The 13,064-nt window shown below is 72.0% G+C and carries 8 protein-coding genes; 2 read left to right on the top strand and 6 right to left on the bottom strand.

Features of this window, described 5'->3' with window-relative positions; translation table 11 throughout:
* Nucleotides 1-95: 95 nt before the first annotated feature.
* The gene (locus BCD48_RS39520; RefSeq protein WP_071053515.1) at nucleotides 96-1,829 is read right to left on the bottom strand and encodes a proline--tRNA ligase; all 1,734 of its coding nucleotides are present in this window, start codon (nucleotides 1,827-1,829) and stop codon (nucleotides 96-98) included.
* Between the two features lie 354 nt (nucleotides 1,830-2,183).
* Here BCD48_RS39520 and BCD48_RS39515 point away from each other — a divergent pair, with 354 nt between their 5' ends.
* The gene (locus tag BCD48_RS39515; RefSeq protein WP_241842344.1) at nucleotides 2,184-2,426 is read left to right on the top strand and encodes a type II toxin-antitoxin system Phd/YefM family antitoxin; all 243 of its coding nucleotides are present in this window, start codon (nucleotides 2,184-2,186) and stop codon (nucleotides 2,424-2,426) included.
* A gap of 69 nt (nucleotides 2,427-2,495) precedes the next feature.
* On the opposite strand, the gene BCD48_RS39510 is transcribed toward BCD48_RS39515, so the two are convergent.
* The 5 genes from BCD48_RS39510 to BCD48_RS39490 form a co-directional block, all read right to left on the bottom strand.
* A complete protein-coding gene (locus tag BCD48_RS39510) occupies nucleotides 2,496-2,882 on the bottom strand; it encodes a type II toxin-antitoxin system VapC family toxin (protein WP_071053514.1) in 387 nt (128 codons plus the stop codon).
* Nucleotides 2,879-3,115, bottom strand: coding sequence for a type II toxin-antitoxin system CcdA family antitoxin (locus BCD48_RS39505; protein ID WP_274536629.1), 237 nt, complete (start codon nucleotides 3,113-3,115; stop codon nucleotides 2,879-2,881). The genes BCD48_RS39510 and BCD48_RS39505 overlap by 4 nt, the downstream gene beginning before the upstream one ends.
* 191 nt (nucleotides 3,116-3,306) lie before the next feature.
* The gene (locus BCD48_RS39500) at nucleotides 3,307-4,458 is read right to left on the bottom strand and encodes an acyl-CoA dehydrogenase family protein (RefSeq protein WP_071053512.1); all 1,152 of its coding nucleotides are present in this window, start codon (nucleotides 4,456-4,458) and stop codon (nucleotides 3,307-3,309) included.
* 115 nt (nucleotides 4,459-4,573) lie between these two features.
* Nucleotides 4,574-6,769: an acetyl/propionyl/methylcrotonyl-CoA carboxylase subunit alpha gene (locus tag BCD48_RS39495; protein ID WP_071053511.1), complete on the bottom strand. Its 2,196-nt coding sequence runs from the start codon at nucleotides 6,767-6,769 to the stop codon at nucleotides 4,574-4,576.
* Between the two features lie 49 nt (nucleotides 6,770-6,818).
* Complete coding sequence (locus BCD48_RS39490) at nucleotides 6,819-8,471, bottom strand: carboxyl transferase domain-containing protein (protein ID WP_071053510.1); 1,653 nt, start codon at nucleotides 8,469-8,471, stop codon at nucleotides 6,819-6,821.
* Between the two features lie 514 nt (nucleotides 8,472-8,985).
* On the opposite strand from BCD48_RS39490, the gene BCD48_RS39485 reads away from it, so the two are divergent.
* Nucleotides 8,986-13,017 carry a serine/threonine-protein kinase gene (locus BCD48_RS39485; protein WP_071053509.1) on the top strand — a complete coding sequence of 1,344 codons (4,032 nt, stop codon included), beginning with the start codon at nucleotides 8,986-8,988 and terminating at the stop codon, nucleotides 13,015-13,017.
* Nucleotides 13,018-13,064: the final 47 nt, after the last annotated feature.

Raw genomic sequence — 13,064 nt, 5'->3', positions numbered from 1 at the left:
ACCCGACATGCCCGCGCACCAAGGCGGGGTGCGTGGACATGTCGGCGGCGTCCAAGAGGACGGGCACCGCGCGGAGCAGCGACGCGGCCGGGCGCTCAGTGGGCGTGGCGGAGGCGGGCGAGAGCCGTGACCAGGTCGTCGACGAGGGTCTCGGTGACGACGGAGCGGTCGCGGGAGCGGAGCTCGACGATGCCCTCGGCCGCGCGCCGGCCGACGATGACCTGGTAAGGGCAGCCGATGAGGTCGGCGTCGGCGAACCGGACGCCGGCAGAGCCGCCCGGGCGGTCGTCGACGAGAACGTCGAGACCGGCTTCCGCGAGCGCGTCGGTAACGGCCTGGACGACGGTCGGGTCGACCTTGCGGCCCAGCGGGATCACCGCGACGTCGTACGGGGCGAGCGACGCCGGCCAGACGATGCCGTGCTCGTCGTGGTGCTGCTCGACCACCACAGACAGGAGGCGACTGATCCCGATCCCGTAGCAGCCCATCACCATCGGCAGGTCGTTGCCCGCGGCATCGAGGAACGTCGCCTCCAGCGGCACCGTGTATCTGGTGCCGAGCTGGAAGATGTGCCCGATCTCGACGGCGCGTTCGACCGCGAGCGGTCCGCTGCCGTCCGGGGACGGGTCGCCGGCGCGGACGTCGACGATGTCGGCCCACTCGTCCGGCTCGAAGTCGCGTCCGTGGTTGCAGCCGGTCAGGTGGTGGTCGGGCTCGTTCGCGCCGGCGCACCAGTCACGGCCGGTCGTCACGTGATGGTCCGCGACGATCCTGGCGACGTGGGGAGCGAGCCCGACCGGGCCGACATGCCCGCGCACCAGAGCGGGGTGCGCGGCGAAGTCGGCGGCGTCCAGGAGGACGGGCACCGCGCCGAGCACCCGCGCGAGCTTGTGCTCGTTGACCTCCCGGTCGCCCGGGCACAGCGCGGCCACGACCTCCGTTCCCGCGCCGTCCGGAATCTTGTAGAGCAGGCATTTCAGGATCTGGCTCGCCGGGATCCCGAGGAACCCGGCCACCTCGTCGACGCTGCGCGCCCCCGGTGTGTGAGCGCGGAGCAGCGGACGGGTCCCCGACTCGACCGGCGCCGGGCGGGCGCAGGTGGCGGCCTCCAGGTTCGCGGCATAGGTGCCCGCGGGCGCGTACACGACGAGATCCTCGCCGACCTCGGTGGGCGCCATGAACTCGTGGTTCACGTCGCCGCCGATCTCGCCGGCCTGCGCCTCGACGGCGCGGAACCGCAGCCCACAGCGCGCGAAGACCCGCTCGTAGGCGTCGTACATCACCCGGTAGGTCTCACGCAGCGAGTCCTGGCCGTCGTGGAAGCTGTAGGCGTCCTTCATGACGAAGTCCCGGGAGCGCAGGAGACCGGCACGCGGCCGCAGCTCGTCGCGGTACTTGGTCTGGATCTGGAAGACCCGCAGCGGCAGGTCGCGGTAGCTTCCGACCTCGCCCGCGACCAGGCTGGTGACCAGCTCCTCGTGCGTCGGGCCCAGGCAGAGCTCGGTCCCTTTGCGGTCCGTCACGCGGAACATCAGGTCGCCGTAGCGGTCCCACCGGCCGGTGCGTTCCCACAGCTCGCGGGGCATCAGCGCCGGCATCAGCAGCTCCTGGCACCCGGCCGCCGTCATCTCCTCGCGCACGACGTCCTCGATCCGGCGCAGGACGCGCAGCCCGAGCGGCAGGTAGCTGTACACGCCGGAGGTGGCCTTGCGGATGTACCCGCCGCGCACCAGCAGCCGGTGGTTGGCCGTCTCGGCCTCCGCCGGGTCGTCGCGAAGCGTCCGGACGAGGACACGGGAAAGAAAATGCACGCGGGAAGACGCGTTCATCGGAAGGCTCCGTCACGTCGAGGCGGCCCGCGAGGCCGCGTCGTCTGGGGGCGGTCGGCTGACGGCGCGCGGCGGTCAGCGGCGATCGAGGCCGAGCCACCCTCGACGGACGGCTCGGCTACCTCGGTCGGCGCGCCGCCCCGACGAAGCCCATGCGGATCGCTCCTCTGCCCACGGTCGGACCATCCGCTGCCAGCCCGTCCGTGAGCCGGGAGCGAGGTCAACCGTAGCGCCCCCGGCCGCCATGACGTCAGGGATTTATGCCGCGCGGGCGCCGGCGGTCCGGGAGGCGGCTACCGCGCCGAGCAGCGACGCGGCCCGCGTCGCCAGAATCTGATTTTCAGACAAGACTTGATGACCATGAGGACCATGACGGCGACCGATGCCTCGCGGAGGTTCTCCGGCCTGCTCGACGCGGTCGCGGCTGGCGAGACCATCACGATCACCGGTGGCCATCGACCGATCGCGGAAATTGGCCCGACGCGCAGGCGGACCGGCGCTGACCTGCGGGCCGCCCTTGCGGGCACGACTCCGCCGGACGACGCGTTCGAGAAGAGCATCGCCGCCACGGTCAGTCGCCTCTCAACGGATGGCTGACGGGGCTCGCGGCCGCGATGGTCGCGCCTCCGCGATGAATCCGAAGGGAACCCAACCGCGGCAGGTGGGTTAGACCGCCTGAACCGCGACCGGTTGGGCGGTGTGTGCCGTGAGAGCGGCCAGGTCGGTGGGGTCGCTCGTGAGGATGACCGGATCATGCTGGGTTGCCGCGAAGGCCGCGACGATGGCGTCGGTCGCGCTGATGGATCCGGCACGCCCGGTGGCGGTCCGAACCCTGGCCCCTTCGCGCGCCAACAGCTCGTCGACCTCGCGGACCTGGCAGGCCCGCAGCAGCCTGTTCGTGTGGAAGTCACGTTGGTGGTTGCCGGTGAGAGCCTCGGTCAGGACCACGACCGGGACCTGCGCGGGCCAAAGCCCGCGGGCGCGTAGCTCGGCCAGCCGCGCGCGGTGGTGCACCAGATCCGACAGGCCGCCCGAGTCGAGGACGAGCGTCATCGGGAGTGCCTCTGGAGGCGGTCAGCCCAGTCACGGGCGGCAGCCGCCTCGTCGGCGGGGATCGGTCCGAGGTCGTTCTCCAGTTCGAGAAGGTATGCGTCCAGCTCGGCGAGTTTCGCCTGCCGGTCGAGCTCCTCGACCAGCGCGGCCGCGGTCACCCGCGAGACGTTGACACCAGCCGCCTTCGCGCGCACGAGAAGATCATCAGGCACCGTGATGTTCACCCTCGCCATGCGCATACTATACACACCAGCGACCCCCGACGATCTTCATGTGACGACCCAAACACTGTCTAGTACGACAGTACCGACGGCGACACGTAGGGACAAATCTAAACAGGGTGCACATGTCGTGACTTACCGTCGACCGAGGCGGTCAGGCGGCTCGTCAAGCCCTCGCTCACCCGCTCCGGCCGGTGCGCCGGCTAGAGGCCCAGATGGCGGGCGATGAGCATCTTCTGCACCTCGGAGGTGCCCTCGCCGATCTCCAGGATCTTCGCGTCGCGCCAGTGGCGGGCGACGGGGTACTCGTTCATGAAGCCGTAGCCGCCGAAGATCTGCGTCGCCTCGCGGGCGTTCGTCACCGCCGTCTCCGAGGAGAACAGCTTGGCGATCGCCGCCTCCTTCTTGAACGGCCGGCCGGCGAGCATCCTGGCCGCGGCGTCGTAGTAGGCGGTGCGGGCGACGTGCGTCCGCGCCTCCATCTCGGCGATCTTGAACTGGATCGCCTGGTAGGTGCCGATCGGGGCGCCGAACGCCTGGCGCTCCTTCGCGTACTTCACCGACTCGTCGACGCAGGCCTGGGCGAGGCCGACGGACAGCGCCGAGATCGCGATCCGGCCCTCGTCGAGGATCCGCAGGAAGTTCGCGTAGCCACGGCCGCGCTCGCCCAGAAGGTTCGCGGCGGGCACCCGCACGTCGGTGAAGGACAGCGGGTGGGTGTCGGAGGCGTGCCAGCCGACCTTGGAGTACGCGGGCTCGGCGGTGAAGCCGGGCGTCGGGACCGGAACGATGATCGTGGAGATCTCTGGCTTGCCGGCCTCGGAGCGGCCGGTGATGGCGGTGACGGTGACGACGCGGGTGATGTCGGTGCCCGAGTTGGTGATGAACGCCTTCGAGCCGTTGATCAGCCATTCGTCGCCCTCGAGGCGGGCGGTGGTGCGGGTGCCGCCCGCGTCGCTGCCGGCGCCGGGCTCGGTCAGGCCGAACGCACCGAGCGCGCGCCCGCTCGTCAGCTCCGGCAGCCACTCCTGGCGCTGCTCCTCGGTCCCGAACCGGTAGATCGGCATCGCGCCGAGCCCGACGCCCGCCTCCAGGGTGATCGCGACGGACGAGTCGACCCTGGCCAGCTCCTCGATCGCCAGGCACAGCGTGAAGTACTCGGCGCCCTGGCCGCCGTACTCCTCAGGGAACGGCAGCCCGAACAGCCCCAGCTCGCCCATCTGGGCGACGACCTCGTAGGGGAACGTCTTCGTCTCGTCGTGGTGCGCGGCGACCGGGGCGACGACCTCGCGGGCGAACTCCTCGATCGTCTTGCGCAGTGCCTCCTGCTCGTCGGTGAGCCGGGTGTCAGGCATCGTCGCGCTCCTTACTGATCAGCGCTGGTCGGCTGGTGTGGCGGGCCGGCCCCGGCGGTGAAGGTGCTCCTGAGCGAGGCCGCCGACGGGTGCTTCCCGTGTTCCAGGATGGCCCTCATGCGCCCGCCTCGGCGGCGCTCGGCTCCGCGGCGGCCGGCTCGACGACGGCGAGCAGGGCGTCGAGATCGACCCGCGCGCCGACGCCGACCAGGACGTCCTTGACCAGGCCCGCGACCGGCGCGGTGATCGCGTGCTCCATCTTCATCGCCTCGACGACGGCGAGCCGCTGGCCCTCGGCGACGGTGTCGCCGGCGGCGACGTCGACCGCGATGACCGTGCCGGGCATGGGGCTGCGGGCCTGCCCGTCGCCGGCCGCCGCCGCGGCCGCCCCCGGCTCGCGCACCCACTCCGCGAGCGGCCACGCGGCCCCGCCGGCGCCGACCCACAGCACGCCGGAGGTCGCCCCGGGGGCGGCGGGACCGGCCGCGACGTACCAGCTGCTCGTCACGCCGTCGAGGGTGACGAGCAGCCGCTCCGCCGCGGCCAGGCCGCCGCCGGAGACCGTGCCCATCACGGCGGCCGCGCCACCCGTCCCGGCCGCACCAACCGCACCAGCCGCGCCGGCCGCGGCGGGCTCGCCGACCCGCGCGACGGACGCCGCTATCGGCGCCCGCTGGTCGATGCGCACCGACGCGGCGGCCGGCAGGCCGCGCACGTCCACCCGACGGCGCACGCCACCGCCTACGTCGACCGTCCAGGACAGCCAGGCGTCGTCGCCGACCCGCCAGCCGGACGGGATGTCCCACGGGTCGACGACCGGCCCGGCCGGCCCGAGCCGCGACAGCTGCGCGAGCGCGTACACGGCGAGCGCGTCCCCCGGCGGCCCGCCGACGGCTTCGGTGGCGCCGGCCGTGGCGTTCGCCTCCGCGGGGCGGGCTGCGGCCGTCAGCTCGGCGAGGTGGCGCTCGACGAGGCCGGTGTCCAGCGCGCCCGCGCGGACGTCGGGGTGGCCGAGCAGGGTGCGCAGGAAGCCGAGGTTGGTGGTCACGCCGAGCAGCACGGTGCCGGCGAGCGCCGCGTCGAGCCGGCGCAGCGCGCCCACGCGGTCCGGCGCCCAGGCGATCACCTTCGCCAGCATCGGGTCGTAGTCGGAGCCGACCGTCGTGCCGGCCGCGACCCCCGAGTCGACCCGCACCCCCTCTCCCACCGGCTCCGCGAGGGCGACGATCTCCCCACCTGTCGGCAGGAAGCCACGGGCCGGGTCCTCGGCGTAGACGCGGGCCTCGACGGCGTGGCCGGACAGGACGACGTCTCGCTGGCGCAGCCGCAGCGGCTCACCGGCCGCGACACGCAGCTGCTCGGCGACCAGGTCGACGCCGGTGACCAGCTCGGTGACCGGGTGCTCGACCTGTAGGCGGGTGTTCATCTCCAGGAAGTAGAAGGTCTCCGGCTCGTCGCCCGCGACGATGAACTCGACCGTGCCGGCCCCGACGTAGCCGACGGCCGCGGCGGCGGTGACGGCGGCGGCGCCGATCCGCTCCCGGGTCGCCGCGCCGCCGGGGTGCGCGGTGAGCAGCGCCGACGGCGCCTCTTCGATGATCTTCTGGTGGCGCCGCTGGAGGCTGCACTCGCGTTCACCCAGGTGGATGACGGTGCCATGCGCGTCGGCAAGGACCTGCACCTCGATGTGGCGGGGGCCCTCGACGTAGCGCTCGAGGAAGAGGGTGTCGTCGCCGAACGCGTTCGCCGCCTCCCGGCGGGCCGACGCGATCGCGTCGCCCAGCTCGGCCGCCGAGCGGGCCACGCGCATGCCCTTGCCGCCGCCGCCGGCCGATGGCTTGATCAGCACCGGGAACCCGATCTCCTCGGCGGCTTCGGCGAGCGCCGCGGCGTCCATCCCCGGCTCGGCCCGCCCGGGCACCACCGGCACGCCCGCGTCGATCATCGCGCGCTTCGCGGCGATCTTGTCACCCATCACCTCGACCGCCCGCACCGGCGGCCCGACGAAGACGACGCCCGTGTCGGCGCAGGCGGCGGCGAACGCGGCGTTCTCGGAGAGGAAGCCGTAGCCCGGGTGGATCGCGCGGGCGCCGGTCGCCCAGGCGGCGGCCAGCACCGCGGAGGGGTTCAGGTACGACTCGCGCGCGGGCGCCGGGCCGATCCGGACCGCGACGTCGGCCTCGCGGACGTGGCGGGCGCCGGCGTCCGCGTCCGAGTAGACGGCGACCGACCGGATCCCGAGCTGCCGCAACGTCCGGATCACCCGGACCGCGATCTCCCCGCGGTTCGCCACCAGCACCGTGTCGAACATCGCTCCAGTCACCTGCCCATTCACCTCTGCTGTCTCCGCCGCGGCGGGCTCACATGCGGAAGACGCCGTAGCCGCGGTCGTCGATCGGGGCGTTCGCGGCGACGGACAGGGCCAAGGCCAGGACGGTGCGGGTGTCGGCCGGGTCGATCACGCCGTCGTCCCAGAGCCGCGCCGTCGAGTGGTAGGGGCTGCCCTGCGCCTCGTACTGGTCCCGGATCGGCTGGCGGAACGTCTCCTCGGCCTCGACGCTCCAGTCCTGCCCCCTGGCCTCGGACTGGTCACGGCGGATCGTGGCGAGCACCGCCGCGGCCTGGTCGCCGCCCATCACCGAGATCCGCGCGTTCGGCCACATCCACAGGAAGCGTGGCGAGTACGCCCGGCCGCACATCGAGTAGTTGCCGGCGCCGAACGAGCCGCCGATGACGACGGTGAACTTCGGCACCCGCGCACAGGCCACAGCCGTCACCATCTTCGCGCCGTGCTTGGCGATGCCGCCGGCCTCGTACTCGCGGCCCACCATGAACCCGGTGATGTTCTGCAGGAACAGCAGCGGGATCGACCGGGCGTCGCACAGCTCGATGAAATGCGCGCCCTTCAGCGCCGACTCGGAAAACAGCACGCCGTTGTTCGCGATGATCCCGACGGGGTGCCCGTGGATCCTCGCCGTGCCGCACACCAGCGTCGAGCCGTACTCCCGCTTGAACTCCGCGAACCGGCTGCCGTCGACGACCCGTGCGATCACCTCGCGGACGTCGTAGGGGATCTTCGCGTCGGTCGGGACGGCGGCATACAGCGTCGACGGGTCGACGGCCGGCGGCTCGGTCGGGACGACGTCCCAGGGGCGGGGCGCGCGCGGGCCGAGCGCGCCGACGATCTGGCGGACGATGCGCAGCGCGTCGGCGTCGTCCTCGGCCAGGTGGTCGGTGACGCCGGACGTGCGCGCGTGCAGCACGCCGCCGCCGAGCTCCTCGGCGGAGACGACCTCGCCGGTCGCGGCCTTCACCAGCGGCGGGCCGCCGAGGAAGATCGTGCCCTGGTCGCGCACGATCACCGCCTCGTCGCTCATCGCCGGCACGTAGGCGCCGCCGGCGGTGCACGAGCCGAGCACCGCGGCGATCTGCGGGATGTCGCGGCGGGACATCGTCGCCTGGTTGAAGAAGATCCGGCCGAAATGCTCCCGGTCGGGGAAGACCTCGTCCTGCAGCGGCAGGAACGCGCCGCCCGAGTCGACCAGGTAGACGCAGGGCAGCCGGTTGTGCAGGGCCACCTCCTGGGCCCGGAGGTGTTTCTTCACCGTCATCGGGTAGTACGTGCCGCCCTTGACGGTGGCGTCGTTGGCGACGATCACGCACTCCCGGCCGGAGACCCGGCCGATCCCGGTGATGATGCCCGCGCCCGGCGCGTCGCCGTCGTACATCCCGTCGGCGGCGAGCGGCGAGAGCTCCAGGAAGGGGCTGCCGCGGTCGAGCAGCCCGTCGACCCGGTCGCGCGGCAGCAGCTTGCCCCGGTCGACGTGCCGGCGCACGGCGGACTCGGGGCCGCCGCGGGCCCCGGCGAGCTTCGCGCGCAGCTCGGCGACGAGCTCCGCGTGCCGCGCCGCGTTCGCCCGGCCCTCCGCCGACCCCGCTTCGACCCTGCTGGTCAGCACCGCCCCCGCCGCCGGACCGAGCGGGTGAGACCCGAGGTTAGTGGCCGCTAACATGTCCGCCAGGTTAGCGTCCGTTAACCGCCGACGCCAGTTCTGCGCGGCGGGAGTGCCTACGTCACACCGCACTCGGGTCACCCGAACCCGGTCGAACCCTCTCCGTGGCGCCGGAGCGGCGCCAGCTCGGCGCCCGGAGCGTCCGTACGCCGGGGTTCGGCGTCAGGCGGCGAGACCGCCTTCTACGGGTCGAGGACGCTCCCCCGCATCGTCCCATGGGTCGCTCTCGTGCCGGTTCTACGGGCGTCACGCCGTCGGTCCCACGCCCGGCGGCCACGGGATTACTCACATTCCCCGGGCATGGGAACGGCCCGCCATGACCGTAGGACCTAGACACCAACAACCGCCGCAACGGTGCGCCGACGTTTCCGAAAGGTCGTCACATGTCCTTCCTGACCGGTGTACGGTACCAATATCGTGGACAAGGGGGCTCACGGTTCTCTCTTTTCCGGGTGAACTCGCGCCACTTTCTTGGATGGCCTGTCGGTACCATGCGCGATGACGAAGGGGCGCCGTGGGAACGGTGAGGTGGCCGCGTCGCAGGAAGACTGACAAGGGAGGCGAGGGCGGAGAAGGCCCGGAATTCTCGCGGGCGCCGAAAGCAGAGCCCGCGGCGCCGGCCCGGAACGCCACCGTTCTGGAGACCGCGCCCGCGGCGCCAGCGCGGCGGGCGGCGTCATCCTCCGCGGATGCCCGGGATGTTCCCGCCGTCTGGGCGGTCGGGCACCGGATCCTGGACCTGTACGAGGTGCGGCAGGTCTTCGAGTCGGGCGGGATGGGCCTGGTCTACCGGGTCCACCACCTCGGCTGGAACGTCGACCTGGCGGTCAAGAGCCCACGGCCGGAGTTGTTCGCCGGCGAGGCGGACAGGGAGCGTTTCGTCCGGGAGGCGGAAACCTGGGTGAACCTCGGGGTCCACCCGCACCTGTGCGCCTGCCACTACGTCCGCACGCTCGGCGGGATCCCCCGCGTGTTCGCCGAGTACGTCGACGGCGGCAGCCTGCGCGACTGGATCGACGACGGCCGGCTCTACCATGGCGGGGCCGCGGAGTCGCTGGGCCGCGTCCTCGACGTCGCTGTCCAGGCCGCCTGGGGAGTGGAGCACGCGCACGGGCGGGGAGTCGTCCACCAGGACCTGAAGCCGGCGAACATCCTCCTCGACTCCGAGGGCACGGCCAAGGTGACGGACTTCGGCCTCGCCCGGTCGAAGGGCCTCGCCGGCGGGCCGCGCCCGAGCCCGGCCGGCGTGGCGGCGACCGTGCTGGTCACGAGTGGGGGCCTGTCGCCGGCCTATGCCTCACCAGAGCAGGCGGCCGGCGAGCCGGTGGGACGGCGCAGCGACGTGTTCAGCTTCGCGGTCACCGTGCTGGAGATGTTCACCGGCGAGGTCACCTGGCTAGCCGGTCCCGCCGCCGGCGCCGCCCTGGATGACTACCGGACCCGAGGCCCCGCCGACCCCAGCCGTCCGTCGATGCCGCCGCGGCTGGCTGACCTGCTGGCGCGCTGCCTGGCCGACGACCCGGCCGCCAGGCCGGGCGGCATGGCCGAGATCGCCGCCGAGATCACGGACATCTACCAGCGGGAACTAGGCCATGTCCTGCCTCGGACGGCGCCGCGGGAGGCGGAGCTTCGGGCGGATGAGCTGACCAACCGGGCGCTGTCGATGCTGGACCTTGACCGGGTCAAGCAGGCGGAGATGTTGTTCGATGAGGCGCTGACGGCCGACCCGCAGCACCTGGAGGCGACCTACAACGCCGGGTTGCTGCGCTGGCGGGCAGGCAGGATGACCGACAGCGAGCTGGTGGCCAGACTCGAGGCGGTCCTGGCGAGTGCACCAGACCCCGGGCCGGTGCCGCGTCCGCTTGCCCAGCCGCACCTCAAGCGCGGCGACGTCGACGTGCCCCCTCCTGTCCTCAAGGTCCCCGCGGAGGCGGCGCGGCGCGCGCTGATGCAGCGGCTGCTTGCCCAGGTGCACCTCGAGCGCGGCGACGTCGACGTGCCCCCTCCTGTCCTCAAGGTCCCCGCGGAGGCGGCGCGGCGCGCGCTGATGCAGCGGCTGCTTGCCCAGGTGCACCTCGAGCGCGGCGACGTCGACTCGGCCCTTCCTCTCCTCGAGGAGGCGGCGCGGCGCGCCCCTGAGGACACCGAAGTCCGCGCGGCGCTGCGACGTGCCCGCGCCGATGGTGCCACCGGCCGCCGTCGACGTACCCTCGAAGGACACACGTCTGCCGTGAGTTCGGTCTGTGTGAGTGCCGACGGACGTCTCGCCCTGTCCGGCAGCCACGACGACACGGTGCGAGTGTGGGACCTGGCCACCGGCCGCTGCCTGCACGTCCTCGAAGGACACACCGAGGACGTGAACTCGGTGTGTGTGACCGCCGACGGGCGTCGCGCCCTGTCCGGCGGCGACGACCGGACGGTGCGGGTGTGGGACCTGGCCACCGGCCGCCGCCTACGCACCTTCCGAGGACACACGTCTACCGTGAACTCGGTCTGCGTAAGCGCCGATGGACGGCGCGCCCTGTCCGGCAGCGACGACCGGACGGTGCGGGTGTGGAAGCTGGCTACCGGCCGCCGCCTACGCACCTTCAGCCGCCGTCTACGCACCTTCAAAGGACACACCGGGGACGTCAACTCGGTGTGTGTGAGTGCCGACGGGCGTCTCGCCCTGTCCGGCGGCGACGACCGGACGGTGCGGGTGCGGAAGCTCTCCACCGGCCGCCGCCTGCACATCCTCGAAGGACACACTTCTTTGGTGTACTCGGTGTGTGTGACCGCCGACGGGCGTCTCGCCCTGTCCGGCAGCGACGACCGGACGGTGCGGGTGTGGGACCTGGCCACCGGCCACTGCCTGCACACCCTCAAAGGACACACCGGCGGTGTGAACTCGGTGTGTGTGACCGCCGACGGGCGTCTCGCCCTGTCCGGCAGCGACGACCGGACGGTGCGGGTGTGGGACCTGGCCACCGGCCACTGCCTACGCACCCTCCAAGAACACACCGGGAACGTGCAGTCGGTCTGTGTGAGCGCGGACGGGCACATCGCCCTGTCCAGTAGCTACAGCCGGACGGTGCGGGTGTGGGAGCTGCCGAACGTGGGGGCCGATGTCGCCTCGCTCCAGCTGTGCCGCCTGCGTCCACATGCCGAGCTGGTGCGGCATGAAACACAGTTGGAGACGCTGCTGAGCGCGGCCGAGCTTCCTACCACGGAGGGCCGCTTCCCGGCCGCGCTCACCCTGCTCAGAAAGGCGCGGACGATACCGGGGTACGAGCGGGACCCGCGAGCCCTGGAAACCTGGCGACGGCTTTCACTGTTCTCGGTAAGAACCGGTGTCCGCGGCATCTGGCAGTCGAGAATCATCGACGGACACGGCAACGTGACTTCGGTGTGTGTGGCCGCGGACGGGCGTCTCGCCCTGTCCAGCAGCCTCGGCAACACGGTGCGGGTATGGGAGCTGGCCACCGGCCGCTGTCTGCACACCCTCGACAACGGACACACTTTTGGTATCAAGTCGGTCTGCGTGAGCTCGGACGGGCGTCTCGCCCTGTCCAGCGACAATGACAGCACGGTGTGGGTGTGGGACCTGGCCACCGGCAGCTGCCTACGCATCCTCCAGGGACACGCCGGGGAGGTGAACTCGGTCTGCGTGAGCGCCGACGGGCGTCTCGCCCTGTCCGGCAGCCACGACAACACGGTGCGAGTGTGGGAGCTGGCCACCGGCCGCTGCCTGCACACCCTCAAAGGACACACCGCCATCCTGAACGGGGCCCTGAAGGCCGTGACCTCGGTGTGTGCGAGCCCCGACGGGCGTGTCGCCGTATCCGGCGGCAAGGACTGCACGGTACGGGTGTGGGACCTGGCCACCGGCCGCTGCCTGCACACCCTCAAAGGACACACTTTTGGGGTGTACTCGGTGTGTGTGAGCGCCGACGGCCGTTTCGCCCTGTCGGGCAGCCAGGACCGGACGGTGCGGGTGTGGGACCTGGCCACCGGCCACTGCCTGCACACCCTCAAAGGACACACTGGGATTGTGTACTCGGTGTGCGTGAGCGCCGACGGCCGTTTCGCCCTGTCGGGCAGCCAGGACCGGACGGTGCGGGTGTGGGACCTGGCCACCGGCCACTGCCTGCACACCCTCACCGGACACACCAGCGAGGTGACCTCGGTGTGTGTGAGCGCCGACGGGCGCCTCGCCCTGTCCGGCAGCGACGACCGGACGGTGCGGGTGTGGGAGATCGACTGGGAGCTCGAGGCCCGGGACCCGGCCGACTGGGACGAGGGCGTCAGGCCCCATCTCGAAACCTTCCTGACGTTGCACACTCCCGTTGCGGGCAGCCTGCCGCCGCGGGGCGAAGTCTCGGAACAGCAGATCCGGCTGGGTCTTTCCCGCCGGGGTAGGCCCTCGTGGACCGAAACGGACGTCGACAGCCTGCTCCGCCAGTTGCAATACTCCGGCTACGGGTGGATACGCCCGGCCGGTGTAAAGGCGGAGCTGGAACGTATGGCCCGGAACTGGGAAGCCCTGCCCCCGCTACCCGGGGCGTAGCAGAAGCCCACTCACCTATCCCGCGGATGCGGGTGGCGAGGATACGG

This window comes from Pseudofrankia coriaricola (assembly GCF_001854805.1).
Taxonomy (GTDB): Bacteria; Actinomycetota; Actinomycetes; order Frankiales; family Frankiaceae; genus Pseudofrankia.
Note: the sequence above shows the minus strand (reverse complement) of the source record. Positions and strands in the feature narration are given on the sequence as shown.